This is a genomic window from Amycolatopsis sp. NBC_01307, assembly GCF_035975215.1.
GTDB lineage: Bacteria > Actinomycetota > Actinomycetes > Mycobacteriales > Pseudonocardiaceae > Amycolatopsis.
Genome location: NZ_CP108403.1, coordinates 10,457,629 through 10,476,883 on the forward strand (window position 1 = coordinate 10,457,629; position 19,255 = coordinate 10,476,883).

Here is a 19,255-nt window from a genome sequence, read left to right on the forward strand (position 1 = left end):
GAGCGGCCCGGCGTGGACGCAAACCGACCGCATCTGAAGGCCGCCGTCGTCGCGGATCGACCAGGGGCGTGTGGGCTAGACGGCCGGAACCAGCCGCGGCCGAGACTTAGCTGTGGTCGTGAATCGCCCGCACCTCGACCGCCGGATCGTGGTCCGTCTTCGACCAACGCCAGAAGCCCGCGAGCCCATCCTCGAAACCCTTGGCCGTTCGGCGGTGATCATCGGCCGATCACCCCGCAGCACGACCCGCGAAACTCCGGCGCCCCAGGAGCAGGTCAGCGGTTGCGCAGCTGCTCGCGGACCTCCATCAGCGCGAAGCCGAGCAGGTTCAGCCCGCGCCAGTAGTCCGGCTTGTCCGAGTTCTTCTCTTCGCGGGCGAGCCCGCTGCCCCAGACCAGGTCCTTCTTCGACGCCTCGACGAGCACGGCCTCACCGGTGCCGAGGAGGAAGCGGCGCAGGTCGCGGTGCGCGCCGAACTTGGCCAGGTTGCCGTCGACGACGATGTCGTAGCGGTGCCGCTCCCACGTCTCGTTGTCGTACCCGGTGACCTCGCGGCCGAGCACCTTCGCCGTCTTCGGGTCGGGCGCCTGGCGGATCAGCTCGGCCTTCTCGTGGTCGCCGAACAGCTCGGCCTTGCCCGCCATCATGTAGTGCTCGGCGGACGGGTAGCGCACGCCGCCGGCCTCGAACGGGTCCACCCACCACTGGCTCAGGCAGCTCGCCGTCGCGCGCCCCGTCTTGGAGGGCGCGTGGCCGTAGAACAGCAGGTACTCGGGCTCCGCACCCTCGTGGACCTTTTCGCGCAACGCTTCGATACTGCGGACTCCGTCGACCTTCACAACCATCCGTCTAGTGGACCACAGTGCTCACAGCAGGAAGTGGAAGAGGGGGCTCCCCGGCTCGATCCGCTCCACCTGCAGCGGGCTCGCGTCCATCCGGGCCAGCAGTCCGGGCAGGTCGGCCGAGCGGGGGATCTCGATGCCGACCAGCGCCGGCCCCAGCTCGCGGTTGGTGCGCTTGACGTACTCGAAGCGGGTGATGTCGTCCTCGGGCCCGAGGACCTGCTCCAGGAACCGCCGCAGCGCGCCCGGCTCCTGCGGGAACCCGACCAGGAAGTAGTGCTTCAGCTGTTCGTGCATCAGCGAGCGTTCGAGGATCTCGCTGTAGCGGCTGACGTCGTTGTTGCCGCCGGAGACCACGACCACGACCGTCTGGCCGGGCTCGACGTCGACGACCGAACCGAGCGAGGCCGCGGCGAGCGCGCCCGCCGGCTCCGCGATGATGCCGTCCGACTGGTACATCGCCAGCATCTCGGTGCAGATCGCGCCCTCGGCGACCGACGTCAGCTCGGCGCCGCTCTCGCGGATCAGCGGGTAGGTGACGCTGCCGGCGACGCGCACCGCGGCGCCGTCGACGAACGTGTCGAGCTCGGGCAGCCGCACCGGGTGCCCGGCGTCGAGCGCCGCGGCCATGCAGGCCGCGCCCGCCGGTTCGACGCCGACGACCCGGACGCCGGGGTGCCGTTCCCGCAGGAAGCTGCCGACGCCGGCGAGCAGCCCGCCGCCGCCGACCGGGACGACCACGACGTCGGGGACGAAGCCGAGCTGCTCGATCACTTCCAGCGCCACCGTGCCCTGGCCGGCGACGGTCCGGACGTCGTCGAACGCCGGCACCAGCGTCGCGCCGGTGCGCTCGGCGTCCTCGGTGGCGGCCGCGAAGGCGTCTTCGTACGTTTCGCCGACGACGATGACCTCGATGTGCGCGCCGCCGAGCGTGGCGATGCGTTCGCGCTTCTGCCGCGGCGTGGTCCCCGGGACGTACACGCGCCCGTTCGCGCCGAGCCGGCGGCACGCGTACGCGACGCCTTGGGCGTGGTTGCCGGCGCTGGCGCAGACGACGCCGAGCGCGCGCGTGACGTCGTCCAGCTGGACGATGAAGTTGTAGGCGCCGCGGATCTTGTACGACCGGACGGTCTGCAGGTCCTCGCGCTTCACCCAGACCTGGGCGTCCACCCGGGACGACAGCCGCGCGCTCGGCTCCAGCGGCGTGCGGGTCACCACCCCGGCCAGCCGCGCGGCGGCGTTCTCGATGGTCGCCGCGGTCACCGTGTCGATGTCGTGCACCTGGTTGAATGTACGACTCGCGCGGGAAACCCGACCGGGTGCCCCTACCCCTTCGGCACGGCCGGGTACGGGACGAACGTACTGGTGTTCTCGTCGACCGTGAGCTGCTTGCCGATCGTCGGGAACGCGCGTTGCGAGCAGGCCGGGCGTTCGCAGACTTTGCAGCCCATGCCGATCGGGGTGGCGGCCGCCGGTTCGTCCAGGTCCAGGCCCGTCGAATAGATCAGCCGTCCCGCGTGCCGCAGTTCGCAGCCCAGGCCGACCGTGAACGTCTTTCCGGGGCTGCCGTAGCCGCCGATGTTGCGCGAAATCGTCCGCGCGATCCAGAAGTAGCTCTTGCCGTCGGGCAGCGTCGCGATCTGGGTGAGGATCTTGCCCGGCTGGGTGAACGCCTCGTAGATGTTCCACAGTGGACAGGCGCCGCCGACGCGGGAGAAGTGGAACCCGGCCGCGGACTGCCGCTTCGACATGTTCCCGGCCCGGTCGACGCGCACGAAGGAGAACGGCACCGCGCGGTGCTTGGGCCGCTGCAGGGTGGACAGCCGGTGGCAGACGGTCTCGAAGCCGACGCCGTAGTGGTCGCACAGCCGCTCGATGTCGTAGCGGAACCGCTCAGCCGCGGCCAGGAACGGGCCGTAGGGGAGGATCAGCGCCCCCGCGAAGTAGTTCGCCAGGCCGACGCGGGCCAGGGAGCGCGCGGCGGGGCCGGAAAACGCCCACGAGTCGGCCAGCTCGGTGATCAGGTCGTCGTATTCGAGCAGGGCGATCTGCGAAGCCATCCGGAACGCCTGCTGCCCGACGCGCAGGCTCGGCGCGAGCCGCAGCGTCCGGCTCAGCGGCTCGTAGCGGTGCTGCTGACCTGCGGCTTCGTCGATGCCGTCGCTGGTCACTTCGACGCCGTAGCGCTGGGAAAGGCAGTCCTTCAACGCGCTGAGCACCTGGCCGCGCTGCAGCGGGATGTCGGCCGCCATCTTCTCGGCGCGTTCGTCCAGCTCGGCGACGTAGTTCTCGCGCTCGTAGAAGAAGTCGCGGACCTCTTCGTGCGGCAGCGCCGACGCTGCGCTGCCGTGCAGGCCCAGGCCGTTTTCGGTGGTCAGCGCGGCGGTGTTCTCGACGGCGTTGCGGTAGCTGCGGTGCAGCTTGACCAGGGCTTGCGCGATCGCCGGCAGGTTCGTCGCCAGCTCGTTGAGCTCGCTCGTCGTGACGTCGACGCCGAGGGACTCGTCGAGCAGCGCCTCCTTGACGTCGGCCACCAGCCGGGACGTGTCGTTGTTGGCGAAGAACTCGGTGTCCACGCCGAACGCCTGCGTGATCCGCATCAGGACGGGCACGGTCAGCGGGCGCGAGTTGTGCTCGATCTGGTTGAGGTAGCTCGGTGAGATCTCCAGCACACGGGCGAGGTCGGCCTGGCTCATCGCCCGGCTTTCGCGGAGGTGCCGCAGCCGCGCTCCGGCGAAAGTCTTCTCCATCCGAGCCCGCCTTTCCGGAAGGTTTCCGGTCCTGAACGGTTACGTGAACGGTCAAGAACGCGGATTTTCGTGGCCGTTGCGAACCAGCGATTCGCAACCTTTGCAAAGAGCGTACGTACCCTTCGCACAAATTGGCAAATTGGACGACTGGATCGGATTTCTACTGGCGTGCGAGGGTCAGGCCAAGCAAGGCGAGCAATCGCAAACTTCGCAACACCGGGAGAGTCCGATGACCGAACAGGCCAAGCAGGCGGCCGCGGAGCTGACCGCGAAGTGGGCGAACGACCCCCGCTGGGCGGGCGTGCAGCGCTCCTACTCGGCCGAGGACGTCGTCAAGCTGCGCGGCAGCGTCGTCGAAGAGCACACCCTCGCCCGCCGCGGTGCGGAGAAGCTGTGGGACCTCCTGCACACCGAGGACTACATCCACGCGCTGGGCGCGCTCACCGGCAACCAGGCCGTCCAGCAGGTCCGCGCCGGCCTGCAGGCGATCTACCTGTCCGGCTGGCAGGTCGCGGCCGACGCCAACCTGGCCGGCCAGACCTACCCCGACCAGAGCCTCTACCCGGCCAACTCCGTGCCGGCCGTGGTCCGCCGGATCAACAACGCGCTGGGCCGCGCCGACCAGATCAACTGGGCCGAGGGAAACACCGACATCGACTGGTACGCCCCGATCGTCGCCGACGCGGAAGCGGGCTTCGGTGGCCCGCTCAACGCGTTCGAGCTGATGAAGGGCATGATCGCGGCCGGCGCCGCGGGCGTGCACTGGGAAGACCAGCTCGCGTCCGAGAAGAAGTGCGGCCACCTCGGCGGCAAGGTGCTGATCCCGACCAAGCAGCACGAGCGCACGCTGAACGCCGCGCGCCTCGCGGCCGACGTCCTCGACGTGCCGACCCTCGTGGTCGCCCGCACCGACGCGCAGGCCGCGACGCTGCTGACCAGCGACGTCGACGAGCGTGACCAGCAGTTCCTCACCGGCGGCCGCACCGCCGAGGGCTTCTACGAGGTCACCAACGGCATCGACCCGTGCATCGAGCGCGGTCTGGCCTACGCCCAGTACGCCGACCTGCTCTGGATGGAGACCTCGAAGCCGGACCTCGAGGTGGCGCGCAAGTACGCCGAGGCGATCAAGGCGAAGTTCCCGGACCAGATGCTGGCCTACAACTGCTCGCCGTCGTTCAACTGGAAGAAGCACCTGGACGACGCCACGATCGCGAAGTTCCAGCGCGAGCTCGGCCACATGGGCTACAAGTTCCAGTTCATCACGCTGGCCGGCTTCCACGCACTGAACTACTCGATGTTCGACCTGGCGCACGGTTACGCCCGTGAGGGCATGACCGCCTACGTCGACCTGCAGGAGCGCGAGTTCGCGTCGGAGGCCCGTGGTTACACCGCCACGAAGCACCAGCGCGAGGTCGGCACCGGTTTCTTCGACCAGGTCGCGACCGCGTTGAACCCGACCAGCTCCACCACGGCGCTGAAGGGTTCCACGGAGGAAGCCCAGTTCTGACGCTCTTCGTGGGCCGGCGGCGACCCCTGCGCCGCCGGCCCGCGACCCCCACTTCCCTTCCCTGCACAGCTCTGCTCGCGGAGGCACCCCATGGTTGATCGACTGAACTACCGCATCGAGGTCACCGGTCCGGTCGAGGGCCGGTTCGCCGAGATCCTCACCCCGGCGGCACTCGACTTCCTGGCCAAGCTCGACAACACGTTCGCCGGCCGACGGCGCGAGCTGCTCGACGCCCGCCGCGTGCGCCGCGAGGAGCTGCAGTCGGGGGAGAAGCCGCTCGGCTTCCTGCCCGAGACCCGCCGGATCCGCGACGACGAGTCCTGGAACGTCGCGCCGACCGCGCCGGGCCTGGAAGACCGCCGCGTCGAGATCACCGGCCCGACCGACCGCAAGATGACGGTCAACGCGCTGAACTCCGGCGCGAAGGTCTGGCTGGCGGACTTCGAGGACGCGACGTCGCCGACGTGGCACAACGTGATCGACGGCCAGCTCAACCTCTTCGACGCTATCCGCCGCAACATCGATTTCACGACCGAAGCCGGCAAGCAGTACACGATCGGGGACGACCCGGCCACGATCGTGGCGCGGCCCCGCGGCTGGCACCTGGTGGAGAAGCACATCCGCATCGACGGCCGTCCCGTGTCGGCGAGCCTGGTCGACTTCGGCCTGTTCTTCTTCCACAACGCCCGCCAGCTGGTGGCCCGCGGTGTCGGCCCGTACTTCTACCTGCCGAAGCTCGAAAACCACCACGAAGCGCGGCTGTGGAACGACGTCTTCCTGCTGGCGCAGCGCGAGCTCGGCATCCCACGTGGCACGATCCGCGCCACGGTGCTGATCGAGACGATCACCGCCGCGTTCGAGATGGACGAGATCCTCTACGAACTGCGCGAGCACGCGGCGGGCCTGAACGCCGGTCGCTGGGACTACATCTTCAGCATGATCAAGAACTTCGCCGCGCACGGCGCCGACTTCGTGCTGCCGGACCGCGCGCAGGTCACCATGACCGTGCCGTTCATGCGGGCCTACACCGAGCTGCTGGTGCGGACCTGCCACAAGCGCGGCGCGCACGCCATCGGCGGCATGGCCGCGTTCATCCCGAGCAAGGACCCCGAGATCACCGCGACCGCGCTGGAGAAGGTCCGCGCCGACAAGGAACGCGAGGCCGGCGACGGCTTCGACGGCTCCTGGGTCGCGCACCCCGGCCTGGTCCCGGTCTGCCGCGAGGTGTTCGACGGTGTGCTCGGCGGCTGGCCGAACCAGCTCGGCAAGCTCCGCGAGGACGTCGACGTCACCGCCGAAGACCTGCTCGACGTCGCGAGCGCCGGCGGCGAGGTCACCGAGGCGGGTGTCCGCGCGAACATCAACGTCGCGCTGCGCTACGTCGACGCGTGGCTGCGCGGCACCGGCGCGGCGGCGATCCACAACCTGATGGAGGACGCGGCCACCGCGGAGATCGCGCGTTGCCAGGTCTGGCAGTGGATCCGCAACGGCACGAAGCTCGAGGACGGCACCGCGTTGACCCGCGAGCTGGCGGTCGAGTTCCTGGACGACGAGCTGGCGTCGATCCGCGCCGAACTCGGCGACGGCCACCGCCTCGGCGACGCGTACCAGATCTTCACGGAGACCGCGCTCGGCGAGAAACTGCCGAGCTTCCTCACCACCGGTGCCTACGCGCGGTACCTCACGGACGCCCGGTAGCAGGGCAGTGCTTGATGCGCTCTCGGCGGTCGAGAGTGCTTCGAGCTCCGGCTGTCCCTACCTGACGAGGGACGGCCGGCACCACACCCATCTCGGGATGGTGTGGTCCGGAACTGGTCCGACGGCGGTGGCTCCCCGCCGTCGGACCAGTTTCACGCGTACGTTTCCCGGACATGAGCCTGAGCTTCCCGGGCGAGTCGCCCGAGTACCGCGCCGCGCGTGATCGCCTGCTCGACCGGGAAGCCGCGCTGCGTCGCGAACTGGAGGCGGTGGCTGGCCAACGCCGCGACCTGCCACCCGGCGGCCTGGTGCCCGAGGACTACGTCCTCCAGGGCGACACCGGCGAAGTGCGGTTGTCGGACCTGTTCTCGCCGGGCCACGACACCCTGGTCGTCTACCACTACATGTTCCCGCGCGACCCCGACGACGACCGGCCCGGTCCGGCGTCGGGGGAGAGCGCGCAGCTGACGCTGGAGCAGGGCCCGTGCCCGTCCTGCACGGCGTTGCTCGACCAGCTCGACGGCGCCGTGGAGCATTTCGCGCCCCACGCCGATTTCGCCGTCGTCGCGCGAGCGCCGATCGGGCACCTGCGGACGTTCGCCGCCGACCGCGGCTGGCGCCGGCTGCGGTTGTTCTCGTGCGCGGGCACCACGTTCAGCCGGGATTATCACGGCGAAGCGGCCGATGGCAGCCCGCGCCCGATGCTCAACGTCTTCCGCCGCGACGACGACGGGATCCGGCACTTCTGGGGTTCGGAGCTGCTGTACGAGCCGGCCGAACCGGGCCAGGACCCGCGCCACGTCGGGACGATCGAGCCGGTGTGGAACCTGTTCGACCTCACCCCGCACGGGCGTGGCGCGGATTGGGACGAGCAGCTCGGCTACTGCCACGAGTGAGCGGTGCGAACGGCCCGGTCGTGCCGTTCACGACGTCAAATCACCGCGTACGCCCGGTCTGCCGCGGCGTGTTCCCGTCGTCGTCGGACGTCGTCGCCCGAAGCTCGCCGCCCGGCTGACGCTCTACCCCTGAGCGGCCAGGAGGACCTTCGCGGCCGCACGGGCCGTGCTCGCCTCGCCCGGGTCACCGGTGATCGCGGCGAGCACGGTCGCGCCCTCCACGAGCGAGAACAGCTGGTCGGCGGTGGTGTGGTCGGCGACGAGACCACGCAGATAGGCGCGTAGCTCGTCCTTGTGCTTGCGGATCGCCGCGGCGATCCCGGGCGCCGGTTCGCCGAACTCGCCGAAGGAGTTGACGAACGCGCAGCCGCGGAAGCCGGGTTCGCGGAACCAGTCGTGCAGCCAGTCGAACACGGCGAGCGGGTCGTCGCCGCGGGCGTCGACGAATTCGCGCAACGACCGCCGCCAGCGTTCGTCGCGGCGCAGGAGATAGGCCTCGACCAGGTCGTTCTTGGCCGGGAAGCACTGGTAGAGCCGTTTGAGCGAGACGCCGGAGCGCGCGCGGACGGCGTCCATCCCGACCGCCTGCACGCCGTGGGCGTAGAAGAGCTCCTCGGCGGCCTCCAGCAACCGGCCGGTCGCCTCCGTGGGATCCATGTCACCTGCCTCTGGTGCGGAGAATGAGCGTTCTCTACTCTAGCGGCAGTTCGGAGAACGGCCGTTCTCCGGGTTTCGGAAGGAGCCGTCCATGACCCCGCGCCCGCCGTTCCCGCCGTTCGATGAAGACACCGCCCGCCAGAAGGTCCAGGCCGCCGAGGACGCCTGGAACACCCGCGACCCCGAGCGGGTCTCGCTGGCCTACACCGAGGATTCGGTCTGGCGCAATCGCGACCAGCACGTCGTCGGACGCGCGCGGATCGTCGAGTTCCTGACCGCGAAGTGGGAGCGCGAACTGGATTACGCGCTGCGCAAGGAGCTGTGGGGCTTTCGCGGCAACCGCATCGGCGTCCGCTTCCAGTACGAGTCCCGCACCGCGGCCGGCGAGTGGTTCCGCAGCTACGGCAACGAGCTGTGGGAGTTCAGCGACGAAGGCCTGATGCGCCGCCGCGAGGCGAGCATCAACGACGTCCCGATCGCCGAGACCGACCGCCGCATCTTCGGCCCGCGCCCGGAGTCTGAGCAAGGCGTTCTGCTGCCGGTCTTCTAGCCGCTTCCGCCCGCAGCGGAACCACATCCGCCCGGCCGCTTCCGGCGGCATCCTCGGGGTCATGACGGCACCGGCGTTCGGCGGCGAAGTGAGCGAGTACTACCAGCGGTTCCGCCGCGGCTACCCGCCCGAAGTCGTGGACGCCCTGGTCAGCGCGTGTGGTCTCACGCGCGACGACGTCGTGCTCGACCTCGGCTGCGGCACCGGCCAGCTCACCCGCGCCTTGGCGCCGCGCACCGGCGCCGTGCTGGGGATGGACCCGGAACCGGACATGCTGGCCGAGGCCCGCCGGGCGACGGCCGAGCCGAACGTCAGCTGGCTGCTCGGCGCGGACACCGACCTCGGCGCCCTGACGGCGGCCCTCGGCCCCGGCCGGCTGGGCGCGGTGACGGTGGCGCAGGCGTTGCACTGGATGGACCACGAGCGGCTGTTCGCGACGGCGCGCCCGCTCCTGCGCGCCGGCGGCGGTGTCGTGGTGGTGACCAACGGCGAGCCGCTGTGGCTCCAGGACGCCGCGTGGTCGGCGGCGCTGCGACAGGTCCTGTCCGACCAGCTCGGCGTCCCGCTGCACCGGACGTGCGGCACGGACACGGCGAGCCAGGAGCGCTACCGCGAGGCCCTCTCGGCCGCCGGATATGCCGTCGACCTGCGGGTTGTCGACTACTCGGCCACGCTCACCGTCGAGGAGATCGTCGGTGGCGTGTTTTCGGCGATGAGCCCGGAGCAGCTCCCGCCCCCGGCGTCCCGGCCCGGGTTCGCCGACCGCGTCCGGCGCGCGGTCGAGCCCCACGGCCCGGTGGTCGAACACGTCCGGGTCCGGATCCTGACCGGCGTCCACTGACGGGCGAACCGGTCACGGAAGGCGAATGCGTAGCCGCCCGTGGTGTTCTCCCTATTGTTTCGCGGGGAGGGGGCGCGGATGCTCGCTGCGTGGTGCCTGTCGCGCCACTGCTCCCCGAGGAGTCCCGATGACCAGCAAGTTGAGCGCTGTCCTTGTCGCGCTCGTCGCCCTTTTCGCCTGCGCGTCCGTCGCCGCCGCGGCCACGGCCGTGCCCGCGGCCCACACGGACCGCGTCCAGATCCGCCACTTCTGACGCGGCCGCTACCTACAGTTCCGGGATCCCGGCCGCGACCGGTTCGAACGCGTTGCCGGTGGCGATCTTCGGCCGCGGCAGCTCCACCGGCTCGCCTGCCTTCGTCCGCCGGTAGACCGCGACGGTCGCCTCGGCGATCCGGCCCCAGTCGAAGTCGGCGGCCAACCGGGCCTGCGCGGCCCGGGCCCGCCGCGCCGCCGCGTCGGCGTCGTTCAGCACCGCCGTCACGGCGTCGGCCAGCGCGCCGACGTCGCCGGGACTGAACGCCAGCCCGGTCTCGCCGTGGACGACGACCTCACCGAGCCCGCCGGCGGTCGACGCCACCAGCGGCGCCTTCGCGGCCGCGGCCTCCAGGGCGACGATCCCGAACGGCTCGTACCGGCTGGGCAGGACCACGGCGTCGGCCGCGGCCAGCGCCGCGCGCAGATCCCGGTCGGACAGGTGCCCGACGAAGTCAACGGCGCGCCGCACCCGCAGCTTCCGCGACTGTTCGACGAGCTCGTCGAAGTGTCGTCCTTTCCCGGCGACGACCACGCGCGTGCCGGGGTGGCGCCGCCGGATGCGGGGGAGCGCGGCCAGCAGATCCTGGACGCCCTTCTCCCATTCGAGCCGGCCGAAGTAGAGCAACAGCGGCGCGCCGGCCGGGCTGTAGACCTCGCGGGCGTGGGCGATCTCGTCGGCCGGCACCTGCCAGCCGCGTTCCTCGATGCCGTTGTGGATCACCGTGACGTCGCCGGCCTCGATCTCGAAGAGGTGCGCGACCTCGCGGCGCATGGCCTGCGAGCAGGTGATCACAGCGTCGGCGCGGTTGGCCAGCCACCACTCGACCGAGTGAACTTGCTGGTTCAGCGGGTGCGACAGCCAGCCGGAGTGCCGGCCGGCCTCGGTGGCGTGGACCGTGCCGACCAGCGGTACCCGCGCGGCCTCGGCGATCGCGATGGCCGGGTGCGCGACCAGCCAGTCGTGCGCGTGGACGACGTCCGGCTGCCAGCTCCGCAGCAGGTCCTGCGCGGCGCGGACCATGGCGTGCCCCATGGCGAGGGTCCAGGCGACGAGGTCGCGTTCGAAGGTCACGTGCATCGGGTCTTCGGCCACCCGGATGATCCGCACGCCCTCGACGACGCGGTCGCTGCGCGGGTGCGTCCCGGCGTCGGTCCCGGCGGCGTGCCGGCACAGGACGACGACCTCGTGACCCTGTCCGGCCAGGTGACAGGCGAGCGCGTGCACGTGCCTGGCCAGGCCGCCGATGGCCACGGGCGGGTACTCCCAGGACAGCATCAGCACACGCATGGGCAGAGGTTACTCGCGAGTCGCAAGAGCCCGGCGGCGGTCCACCGGACCCCTTCGCGTGTGACGTCGATCACTGGCTCGTGGCCGCGGCTCTGCCATCATCGGCCGGGATGACTTCCCCCGAAGACACCGGCTGGCGCCGCCTCGACCCCGTCCTGCCGACCCGTTGGTCCGCTGAAGTCGGCCCGGACAACGCGCTGCCCGAGTACCCGCGGCCCCAGCTGACGCGGCCTCGCTGGCTGAACCTCAACGGCGTCTGGGAGTACGCGGGCTGGCCGGCGGCCACGGACGAGCCGAGACCGTCCGGCTACGCCGAGCGGATCCTGGTACCGTTCCCGCCGGAGTCGGCGTTGTCCGGAATCGGACGGCGCGACGAGGTCCTCTGGTACCGCCGCCTAGTCGAGATCCCGGACGGCTGGCGCGGCGACCGCGTCCTGCTGCACTTCGGCGCGGTCGACCAGAAGGCCCAGGTCTGGGTCAACAACCAGCTCGTCGCGACGCACGAGGGCGGCTACACGGCGTTCAGCGCGGACATCACCGACGTCCTGCGGCCGACGGGTCCCCAAGAGCTGACCGTCCGCGCCGAGGACCGCACCGACATCGAGCCCTTCCCGGTCGGCAAGCAGCGCAACGCCCCCGGCGGAATCTGCTACACGGCGTCGTCGGGCATCTGGCAGACGGTCTGGCTCGAGCCGGTGCCCACCGCCCGCGTCGAACGGCTGGAGCTGACCCCGGACCTCACCGGCGTCACAGTGTTCCCGCAGGTCACAGGTGGCTCCACGGTGGTGGTCGTGCTTTCGACCACCGACGGCGAGGTGGCGCGCGGCTCGGGCGAAGCCGGGACGTCGGTCCGCGTGGACGTTCCCGAACCACACCTCTGGACGCCCGACGACCCACACCTCTACACCCTGGAAGTCCGGCTGCTGGACCGCCACGGCGCGGTCCTGGACGAGGTCGGCGGCTACGCGGGCCTCCGAACGATCGGCCTGGTCCCCGACGCCGGCGGCCGTCCGCGGATCGCGCTCAACGGCCGGATCACCTTCCTCCACGGCCCGCTCGACCAGGGCTACTGGCCCGACGGCATCTCGACCGCGCCGACCGACGACGCGTTGCGCTTCGACCTCGAAAAGACGAAGGAGCTGGGCTTCAACTTCGTCCGCAAACACGTCAAGGTCGAGCCGGCCCGCTGGTACTTCTGGGCCGACACGCTAGGCCTGGTCGTCTGGCAGGACATGCCGTCGCTGACGGTGTCGTTCGACGGCCCGCCAGGACCCGCGCCGGACCCCGTCCCGCAGGCCCAGGACCGGTTCGAAGCAGAACTGATCAAAATGATCACACAACTGCAGGCAGTCCCGTCGATCGTCGGCTGGGTGCCGTTCAACGAGGGCTGGGGCGAGTACGACACGGCCCGCGTCGCGGAACTGGTCAAAACGCTCGACCCGACCCGCTTGGTGATCGCGAACAGCGGCGTCAACTGCTGCTTCTCACGCCCCGACACCGGCGCGGGCGACGTCTACGACGACCACACGTACGTCGGCCCGGGCGAGCCGTCGGTCCAGGACAACCGCGCGATAGTCGACGGCGAGTACGGCGGCCTCGGCCTGGTCCTCGACGGTCATTGCTGGCCCGGCCCGCCGAACGCGTACGAGATGACGCCGACGCCGGAGCGGCTCACCGAGCGCTACGCGGAGGTGAGCGCCCGCTTGGAGCGAGTGATAGCGGAACGCGGCCTGTCCGGCGCGATCTACACCCAGACGACCGACGTCGAGAACGAGGTCAACGGCCTGCTGACGTACGACCGCCAGGTGACAAAGCTCGACCCGGCGGTAGTAGCGAAGTGCGTCCGCGCGGTGATCGACGCAGGCTCCGACTGATTCTGGCAACACCCGGACGCGACGCCGCCGGAGCTGTCGTCGGCGTTTCGAACGCCCGGGTGGCGCGGCCTCGCTCGGCGGTCGTCTGACTTCGGCAACGCTCAGGCGCTGTGTCGCGGCCGGGCGTTGGTCTGGTCTGACTCCGACCGACGCCCGGAGGCTGTGCGGCCGCCGGGTTGTGGTCTGACTTCGGCCACCCACCCGGAGGTGGTGTCGCCGCCAGGCTGTTGTCTCTTCTTCGAGAGCCGAGAGCCGAGAGCCGAGAGCCGAGAGCCGAGAGCCGAGAGCCGAGAGCCGAGAGCCGAGAGCCGAGAGCCGAGAGCCGAGAGCCGAGAGCCGAGAGCCGTGGCTAGCTTTCGGCGACCTCCGCGATCAGGGCGTCTCGGCCGTGGTCGAGTGCGGACAACAGCGCCCCCCGCAAGGCCGCCGAGTCCGTGACCGTGCCCGCCTCCACCCGGACCGGCCCCGGCGCGGCCGCCGTGACCGCTCGCCGGATTTCGGCGACCAGGCCCGGGCGGCTGCCGGCCGGGCCGCCCAGCAGGACGACGTCCGGGTCGACGATGGTGCAGATCGCGGCCACGGCCCGGCCGAGCGTCGCGCCCAGCAGCCGTAGCCGCTCAACGGCCACGCCGTCGCCGGCAGCCGCGCGCGAGAGCGTGGTCAGAATCGCGTCGACGTCCAGCGAAGGCGCGTCCGACCTGCCGAAACCCTGACCGGCCAGTGCCTCGGCGAGCGTCGTGCCCGAGCTGTCCAGGTAGCCGATCTCGCCCGCCAGGCCGTGCGCGCCGCGGACCAGCTGGTCGCCGACGTAGAGACTCACGCCGAGCCCGGCCCCGACGTAGACGTAGGCGAAGCTCTTCGCGTCCCGTGCTGCACCCTCCCGGCGTTCGGCAAGGGCCGAGAAATTGACGTCGTTGTCGAGCAGGACGTCCCGGCCGATCTCGCCGGCCCGGATCGTGCCCTCGGGAAACGGCGACCCGGGCAGCGCGACGACCTCGTGCGTCACCGGGTCGACCGGGTTGGCCACCGAGACCGCCGTCGCGCGGACCGGTCCCGGCCCGCTGGCGCTCGCGGCGGCAAGGGCGGCCCGGACCGCCGTGGTCATCGGGCGACCATCCGGGGCGTGGTGGCCGGTCGCCAGGACCGTGCCGGTCAGGTCGGTGGTCACCGTCCGGATGCCCTGCTGGTTGACCTCCGCGGCGACGACCCGGCCGGCGTCCGCGGCCAGCTCGTAGAACGTCGCGATCCGCCCGCGGCGACCGGTCTCGTCGGTACCGGTGGCCCGCAGCGCGCCCGCCGTCTCGAGCCGCCGGACGGACTCGGAGATCGTCGGCTTCGAGATCCCGGTGGTCGCGGCCAGCTCGGCGCGCGTGGTCCGGTTGTGGACGAAGACGTGGTCGAGCACCGCGCGGTCGGTCATGGCCCGCAGCATCGCCAGGCGCGGGAGCGGCCGGTCGGGGTCGGACATCGCACCTCTTGTGGCCGGGAACGGACGGGGTTACCGTAGCGAGAGCATTCTAGTAAGGAGTCCTAACCAAAAGATCGCGGAGGACACCGATGACCACCACCGAGCTGCCGGCGAACATGTCCGAGGCCATCTCGCGGACCAAACAGGAGCTGCGCGCCCGGGTCGGCGACGTCGCCGGCGCGTTCGCCGAAGTCCGGGAGTGGATGCGGCGGGAGGTCGACGCCGTCGCCGTCGACCAGGACGCTTTCCCCGTCGTCCGGTTTCGCGACATCGCCGACGGGACCGTGCCGCAGCGGACCGTGGACGCCGTCCGGCGGCGAGGCTGCGCCGTCGTCAAGGGCACTTTCGCGCGCGAAACGGCCGAAGCCTGGGACGCCGAGCTCGCCGCGTACCTCGCCGGCAACGACTTCGCCCGGAACTACCAAGGCCCGGCCGACGACGTCTTCGCCGGGCTCGCGTCCGGCCAGCCGCAGATCTACCCCGTCTACTGGTCGAAGCCGCAGATCCAGGCCCGCCAGCACGAGCACATGGTCGCCGTCCGGCGGTTCCTCAACTCCTTCTGGCGGCACGAGTCCGAAGGCCGCGTCTGGTTCGACCCCGATCGCGACACCGCCTACCCCGACCGCATCCGCCGCCGCGCGCCCGGCTCGGCGTCGCTCGGGCTCTCGGCCCACACCGACTCCGGCTCGGTCGAACGCTGGCTGCTGCCCGCCTACCAGCAGGTGTTCCGCCACGTCTTCGCCGGGAACTGGCCGGAGTACGATCCGTGGGACGGCGCCTACCGCACCGAAGTGGACGAATTCCCATCCACGGTCATGTGCTCGGCCTTCCGCACCTTCCAGGGCTGGACGGCATTGTCGGAAATGCGCCCGGGCGACGGCGTCCTGCAGGTCGTGCCGATCCCGTCGGCGATCGCGTACGTCCTGCTCCGCGCGCTCCAGGACGACATCCCCGACGACGACCTCTGCGGCGCGGCCAACGGCCAGGCCCTGCCCGTCGGCGACAAGTACCACGACGACCTGCTGCCGGCGCTGACCTCGATCCCCGCCGTCGAACCGGGCGACACGGTCTGGTGGCACGGCGACGTCATCCACGCCGTCGCTGACGGCACCAATCCGGACCGCTGGGGAAACGTCATGTACATCCCGGCGAGCCCGCATTGCGCGAAGAACGCCGCGTACGCCGAAAAGTGCGGCCGCGCGTTTCTGGCCGGCGCGAGCCCGGGCGATTTCGCGCCGGAAGACTACGAGGTGAACTGGACCGGCCGCGCCACCGCCGGTGACCTCGACGACGTCGGACGCGCTCAGCTCGGCCTGTGAACGTGCCGGGGCGGGAGGCCACCGCCCCGGCACGGCGAGCCGGGATCTACAGGTGCAACCAGAGTCCCAGGTGCAGACCCAGGATGTTGATGTGCCCGTGGTGGTGATGGTGGTGGTGACCGACGCACAGCAGGCAGTCGCGAGCCTGGCCGGCCGCGTCCGGCTGTGCCGCGACCGGCGCGGCCGAGGCGGCGCCCACCGCGGGCCCGGCCACCAGCAGCCCGAGTGCCACGGGGAATGCTGCCAGCGCTGCCCGGCGTCTGGAGGTGCTCATCGGGTGATCCCTTCTCGCACACGAAGACGCCGGAATGGCGTCATCAAAAGTATTCGATGCGGGAAGGGGAAAACGGCAGGCTGATCACCCGCGGTTCGACCGTCCGGCTCACGGAAACCGTTTTCCGGCGTGTTTCCGTGATACCCGAACGGCCGCTGAAACCCGTCGATCCGGTGAATTCCGGTGACGCCGGGGGAGCATGCCCCGGGCTGCCGTCACGCGGGCAGGGCCGCCTCGATGGCCTTGACGACCGCCTCGTCCTCGGGCTCGGTGCGCGGCCGGAACCGCGCCAGGACCTCGCCGTCGGCGCCGACGAGGAACTTCTCGAAGTTCCACTGGACGTCGCCGGACGCGCCCTCGGCGTCCTCGGTCTTCGTCAGTTCCGAGTACAGCGGGTGCCGGTCGTCGCCGTTGACGTCGATCTTCTCGAACAGTGGGAAGGTGACGCCGTAGGTCGTCGAGCAGAACGTCTGGATCTCGTCCGCGCTGCCCGGTTCCTGCCCGGCGAACTGGTTGCACGGAAAACCGACCACGGAGAAGCCCTGGGCGCCGAAGCGCTCCTGCAGCCGTTCCAGGCCGGAGTACTGCGGGGTCAGGCCGCACTTCGACGCGACGTTGACCACCAGCAGCGCCTTGCCGGCCAGCGAACCCAGCGAGCTGTCCTGCCCGTCGAGCGTCTTGACCGGAATTTCGTGGATCCCCATCCGATGAGTCCCTTTCACTTGTGCTTCAAAGCCCGGGCGTCGAGGTGCCCGAACGGTCCGTCGTCGGCGCGGTAGGCCGCGGCCAGTTCCTCGCCTCGCGCGCGGTCGCCGCGGCGCACCGCCCCGGCCAGCGCGTCGAAGCGTTCGGTGTGCACGGCGGCCCGGCGCCGCGCGTAGTCGGCGGCGGAGTCCTTGGTGACCATGAACGCCCAGTCGCTCTCCAGGGCCAGCATCGCCTCGGCGACGGCCTGGTCGGCGACGGTGTCCCGGGCCGTGGTGTCCAAACCGGCCACGAGGTCCAGCAGCCGTTCCTGCAACGCCGTGTTGGCCTCGACCATGTCCTTGACCTGCTCGCCGTCCCAGACGCGCCAGTCCTTGCCCGACCCCCACGACGACGCGGGCAGGTCGATCGGCGGGCCGACGTGCCCGGCTTCGAGCGCGCCCTTGAGCGTCGTGACCCGCACCCCGGCCTCGGGCAGCGCGCGCAGCACGCCCTCCAGCCAGGCCGGTCCTTCGTGCCACCAGTGCCCGAACAGTTCGGTGTCGTACGCGGCGACCACGAGCGACTCACGCCCGTGTTGCGCTTTCAGCGACCGCAGCCGCGTCACGACGGTGTCGACGAAGTCCTTGACGTGCAGGCCCAGGACGTCCGCGGCGAGCGCCGGGTCGTACGGCGCCTTGTCGGCCGGCTCGACGGTCTTGCCGGTGACGCGCGACGCCTTGAGCCCGACCTCGTGCGCCCAGGTGTGGAAGTCGCGGTACGCGGCGTGCCCGGGGTAGCCGGCCTTCGGCGACCAGACGCGGTAGGTGACCTCAAGGTCGCGCCCGAAGGCGAGGACGTCGCTGTCGCCGACCGGCCGCGCCGCCCAGGTCTCGCCGCGCAGTGACGGCCCGTCGACCATGAACCGCCGCACGCCCGCGGCGGCGTAGTCGTTCTCCAGACCAGGCGCGTAGCCGCACTCCGGCGCCCAGATCCCCGCGGGCCGCGAGCCGATCCGCAACGCCGTGTCGGCGAGCCCCGCGTTCAGCGCGAACTCCCGCACCCGCGGCTCCAGCAGCGGCTGGAACGGGTGGGCCAGCGGCCCGCCGAGCACCTCGATGGTCGAGTTGTCGACCAGCGACCGCAGGATCGGGGAGAAGCCGTGCCGCCAGCGCGTCCCGAGTTCGTCGGCCGCGCGGACGGCGGTCCGGTGCTCGGCCGCCGCGAGCTCGCGCAGGATCGGGTCGCCGCGCCAGAGCGTCGACGCGTGCTGAGCGCGCAGCTGCCAGTGGCCGAGCCAGTCGTGGCAGGCGCGGATGCTGTACGGGTCGTCGAGCTGCGCGGCGAGCACCGGCGTCAGGCCGAGCGTCAGCACGTCACGGCGGCCTTCGGCGGCGAAGCGTTCGAGCAGGTCGACCATCGGCAGGTACGAGTGCGCCCACGCCTGGTACAGCCATTCCTCACCGACCGGCCAGGTCCCGTGGTGCGGCAGCCACGGCAGGTGACTGTGCAGGACGAGGCAGAACGTGCCCTCGTAGTCGTCGGTCATCGGCGCACCGCCACGGCGATCAGATCCAGGCTCGCGTCGAGGTCGTCGCCGTGGATGTCGAACCCCGCGGCCTCGATCGCGGCGACGTCGGCGAGCAGCGCCGCCGGCCAGACGGCCTGTCCGGGCAGCTCGCCCATGACGACGTCGAGCTGCGCGTCGATGATCGAACCGCCGTACCGCTCGTCGAGCGCGCGGACGGTCTCGCCGTGGTGCAGGCCGTGCAGTGTCACGACGTCGAAACCGGCGTCGGTCAGCAGCCCGGCCAGCTCGCCCGGCGCCAGCTCACGGGTGTGGTACGGATTCAGCGGCGTGTCGCTGTCCGGGGTGAAGGTCAGCCGGTTCGGCGTCGTGACCAGCAGTTTTCCTCCTGGCGACAACACCCGCCGGCACTCCGCGAGGAAGCCGCCCTGGTCCCAGAGGTGTTCGATGACCTGGAAGTTGGCCACGACGTCCACCGAGGCGTCCCGCAGCGGCAGGTACGCCAGGTTCGCCCGCGCGACGGCGACCTCGGGGTAGCGGCGGGCGACGTGCTCGGTCGTCGGCACGTCGTAGTCCAGCGCGAGCACCCGGCGGGCCGTGGTCGCGAGAAGACCGGCGCCGTAGCCCTCGCCGCAGCCGGCTTCGAGCACCGTCGCGTCCACGCAGTGGGGGAGCAGAGCGAGGTACGCGGCTTCGTGGCGTCTGAACCAATAGTTCTCGACGGCGATGCCGGGCACGGTCCGTTCGCCGGTCAGGTGCAGCGCCTCGGCCCGGGTGGCTGGGGTGGTCACCTCCGCGACCCTAGCGGTGTCACGTCCGGCACG

At 71.0% G+C, this 19,255-nt stretch carries 18 protein-coding genes; 8 read left to right on the forward strand and 10 right to left on the reverse strand.

Translation table 11 applies throughout. The features are described from left to right. Positions 1–275 precede the first annotated feature (275 nt). Genes OG439_RS47250 through OG439_RS47260 form a run of 3 tightly spaced genes read right to left on the reverse strand, consistent with a single transcriptional unit; the run spans position 276 to position 3,592 of the window. Positions 276–845, reverse strand: a complete 570-nt coding sequence (locus OG439_RS47250; protein ID WP_326946840.1) for an NADAR family protein — start codon at positions 843–845, stop codon at positions 276–278. 21 nt (positions 846–866) lie between these two features. Further along, the gene (ilvA, locus tag OG439_RS47255; protein ID WP_247061828.1) at positions 867–2,123 is read right to left on the reverse strand and encodes a threonine ammonia-lyase IlvA; all 1,257 of its coding nucleotides are present in this window, start codon (positions 2,121–2,123) and stop codon (positions 867–869) included. A gap of 44 nt (positions 2,124–2,167) precedes the next feature. Further along, entirely contained in the window at positions 2,168–3,592 is a 1,425-nt protein-coding gene (locus OG439_RS47260; protein WP_247061829.1) for a short-chain fatty acyl-CoA regulator family protein, read from the reverse strand. A gap of 229 nt (positions 3,593–3,821) precedes the next feature. Here OG439_RS47260 and aceA point away from each other — a divergent pair, with 229 nt between their 5' ends. The 3 genes from aceA (at position 3,822) to OG439_RS47275 (ending at position 7,693) form a co-directional block, all read left to right on the forward strand. Continuing rightward, the gene (aceA, locus tag OG439_RS47265; RefSeq protein WP_247061830.1) at positions 3,822–5,099 is read left to right on the forward strand and encodes an isocitrate lyase; all 1,278 of its coding nucleotides are present in this window, start codon (positions 3,822–3,824) and stop codon (positions 5,097–5,099) included. Between the two features lie 90 nt (positions 5,100–5,189). Beyond that, the gene (gene aceB / locus OG439_RS47270; protein WP_326946841.1) at positions 5,190–6,797 is read left to right on the forward strand and encodes a malate synthase A; all 1,608 of its coding nucleotides are present in this window, start codon (positions 5,190–5,192) and stop codon (positions 6,795–6,797) included. Between the two features lie 173 nt (positions 6,798–6,970). After that, entirely contained in the window at positions 6,971–7,693 is a 723-nt protein-coding gene (locus OG439_RS47275) for a DUF899 family protein (RefSeq protein ID WP_326946842.1), read from the forward strand. 123 nt (positions 7,694–7,816) lie between these two features. Here the strand turns inward: OG439_RS47275 and OG439_RS47280 are convergent, their stop codons facing one another. Then, positions 7,817–8,350, reverse strand: coding sequence for a TetR/AcrR family transcriptional regulator (locus OG439_RS47280; RefSeq protein ID WP_326946843.1), 534 nt, complete (start codon positions 8,348–8,350; stop codon positions 7,817–7,819). 91 nt (positions 8,351–8,441) lie between these two features. Here OG439_RS47280 and OG439_RS47285 point away from each other — a divergent pair, with 91 nt between their 5' ends. The 3 genes from OG439_RS47285 to OG439_RS47295 all read left to right on the forward strand — a co-directional run bounded on the left by OG439_RS47285 (position 8,442) and on the right by OG439_RS47295 (position 9,994). Continuing rightward, entirely contained in the window at positions 8,442–8,900 is a 459-nt protein-coding gene (locus OG439_RS47285; protein ID WP_326946844.1) for a nuclear transport factor 2 family protein, read from the forward strand. Positions 8,901–8,961: 61 nt separating this feature from the next. Next, on the forward strand, positions 8,962–9,741 hold the full coding sequence (locus OG439_RS47290) for a class I SAM-dependent methyltransferase (protein ID WP_326946845.1): 780 nt from the start codon (positions 8,962–8,964) through the stop codon (positions 9,739–9,741). 127 nt (positions 9,742–9,868) lie between these two features. Continuing rightward, positions 9,869–9,994: a hypothetical protein gene (locus OG439_RS47295; protein ID WP_326946846.1), complete on the forward strand. Its 126-nt coding sequence runs from the start codon at positions 9,869–9,871 to the stop codon at positions 9,992–9,994. A 12-nt stretch (positions 9,995–10,006) separates the two neighbouring features. Here OG439_RS47295 and OG439_RS47300 read toward each other — a convergent pair whose 3' ends face one another. Next, positions 10,007–11,284 carry a glycosyltransferase family 4 protein gene (locus OG439_RS47300; RefSeq protein ID WP_326946847.1) on the reverse strand — a complete coding sequence of 426 codons (1,278 nt, stop codon included), beginning with the start codon at positions 11,282–11,284 and terminating at the stop codon, positions 10,007–10,009. 110 nt (positions 11,285–11,394) lie between these two features. Here OG439_RS47300 and OG439_RS47305 point away from each other — a divergent pair, with 110 nt between their 5' ends. Further along, a complete protein-coding gene (locus OG439_RS47305) occupies positions 11,395–13,158 on the forward strand; it encodes a glycoside hydrolase family 2 protein (protein WP_326946848.1) in 1,764 nt (587 codons plus the stop codon). A 349-nt stretch (positions 13,159–13,507) separates the two neighbouring features. Here the strand turns inward: OG439_RS47305 and OG439_RS47310 are convergent, their stop codons facing one another. Beyond that, a complete protein-coding gene (locus OG439_RS47310; RefSeq protein ID WP_326946849.1) occupies positions 13,508–14,626 on the reverse strand; it encodes an ROK family transcriptional regulator in 1,119 nt (372 codons plus the stop codon). 89 nt (positions 14,627–14,715) lie between these two features. On the opposite strand from OG439_RS47310, the gene OG439_RS47315 reads away from it, so the two are divergent. Then, a complete protein-coding gene (locus OG439_RS47315; protein ID WP_326946850.1) occupies positions 14,716–15,945 on the forward strand; it encodes a YbiU family protein in 1,230 nt (409 codons plus the stop codon). Positions 15,946–15,991: 46 nt separating this feature from the next. Here OG439_RS47315 and OG439_RS47320 read toward each other — a convergent pair whose 3' ends face one another. The 4 genes from OG439_RS47320 to OG439_RS47335 all read right to left on the reverse strand — a co-directional run bounded on the left by OG439_RS47320 (position 15,992) and on the right by OG439_RS47335 (position 19,222). Further along, positions 15,992–16,219, reverse strand: a complete 228-nt coding sequence (locus tag OG439_RS47320; RefSeq protein WP_326946851.1) for a hypothetical protein — start codon at positions 16,217–16,219, stop codon at positions 15,992–15,994. A gap of 215 nt (positions 16,220–16,434) precedes the next feature. Beyond that, a complete protein-coding gene (locus tag OG439_RS47325; protein WP_247061842.1) occupies positions 16,435–16,923 on the reverse strand; it encodes a glutathione peroxidase in 489 nt (162 codons plus the stop codon). A 14-nt stretch (positions 16,924–16,937) separates the two neighbouring features. Beyond that, positions 16,938–18,452: a glycoside hydrolase family 57 protein gene (locus OG439_RS47330; RefSeq protein WP_326946852.1), complete on the reverse strand. Its 1,515-nt coding sequence runs from the start codon at positions 18,450–18,452 to the stop codon at positions 16,938–16,940. Further along, a complete protein-coding gene (locus OG439_RS47335) occupies positions 18,449–19,222 on the reverse strand; it encodes a class I SAM-dependent methyltransferase (RefSeq protein ID WP_326946853.1) in 774 nt (257 codons plus the stop codon). Before OG439_RS47335 ends, OG439_RS47330 begins: the two co-directional genes overlap by 4 nt. Positions 19,223–19,255 lie beyond the last annotated feature (33 nt).

Coding starts and splice junctions, on each gene's coding strand:
- OG439_RS47250 (WP_326946840.1), bottom strand. CDS start 845: ATGGTTGTGAAGGTCGACGGAGTCCGCAGTATCGAAGCGTTGCGCGAA.
- OG439_RS47330 (WP_326946852.1), bottom strand. CDS start 18,452: ATGACCGACGACTACGAGGGCACGTTCTGCCTCGTCCTGCACAGTCAC.
- aceA (WP_247061830.1), top strand. CDS start 3,822: ATGACCGAACAGGCCAAGCAGGCGGCCGCGGAGCTGACCGCGAAGTGG.
- OG439_RS47280 (WP_326946843.1), bottom strand. CDS start 8,350: ATGGATCCCACGGAGGCGACCGGCCGGTTGCTGGAGGCCGCCGAGGAG.
- OG439_RS47275 (WP_326946842.1), top strand. CDS start 6,971: ATGAGCCTGAGCTTCCCGGGCGAGTCGCCCGAGTACCGCGCCGCGCGT.
- OG439_RS47305 (WP_326946848.1), top strand. CDS start 11,395: ATGACTTCCCCCGAAGACACCGGCTGGCGCCGCCTCGACCCCGTCCTG.
- OG439_RS47285 (WP_326946844.1), top strand. CDS start 8,442: ATGACCCCGCGCCCGCCGTTCCCGCCGTTCGATGAAGACACCGCCCGC.
- OG439_RS47300 (WP_326946847.1), bottom strand. CDS start 11,284: ATGCGTGTGCTGATGCTGTCCTGGGAGTACCCGCCCGTGGCCATCGGC.
- OG439_RS47320 (WP_326946851.1), bottom strand. CDS start 16,219: ATGAGCACCTCCAGACGCCGGGCAGCGCTGGCAGCATTCCCCGTGGCA.
- OG439_RS47290 (WP_326946845.1), top strand. CDS start 8,962: ATGACGGCACCGGCGTTCGGCGGCGAAGTGAGCGAGTACTACCAGCGG.
- OG439_RS47295 (WP_326946846.1), top strand. CDS start 9,869: ATGACCAGCAAGTTGAGCGCTGTCCTTGTCGCGCTCGTCGCCCTTTTC.
- aceB (WP_326946841.1), top strand. CDS start 5,190: ATGGTTGATCGACTGAACTACCGCATCGAGGTCACCGGTCCGGTCGAG.
- OG439_RS47325 (WP_247061842.1), bottom strand. CDS start 16,923: ATGGGGATCCACGAAATTCCGGTCAAGACGCTCGACGGGCAGGACAGC.
- OG439_RS47315 (WP_326946850.1), top strand. CDS start 14,716: ATGACCACCACCGAGCTGCCGGCGAACATGTCCGAGGCCATCTCGCGG.
- OG439_RS47260 (WP_247061829.1), bottom strand. CDS start 3,592: ATGGAGAAGACTTTCGCCGGAGCGCGGCTGCGGCACCTCCGCGAAAGC.
- OG439_RS47310 (WP_326946849.1), bottom strand. CDS start 14,626: ATGTCCGACCCCGACCGGCCGCTCCCGCGCCTGGCGATGCTGCGGGCC.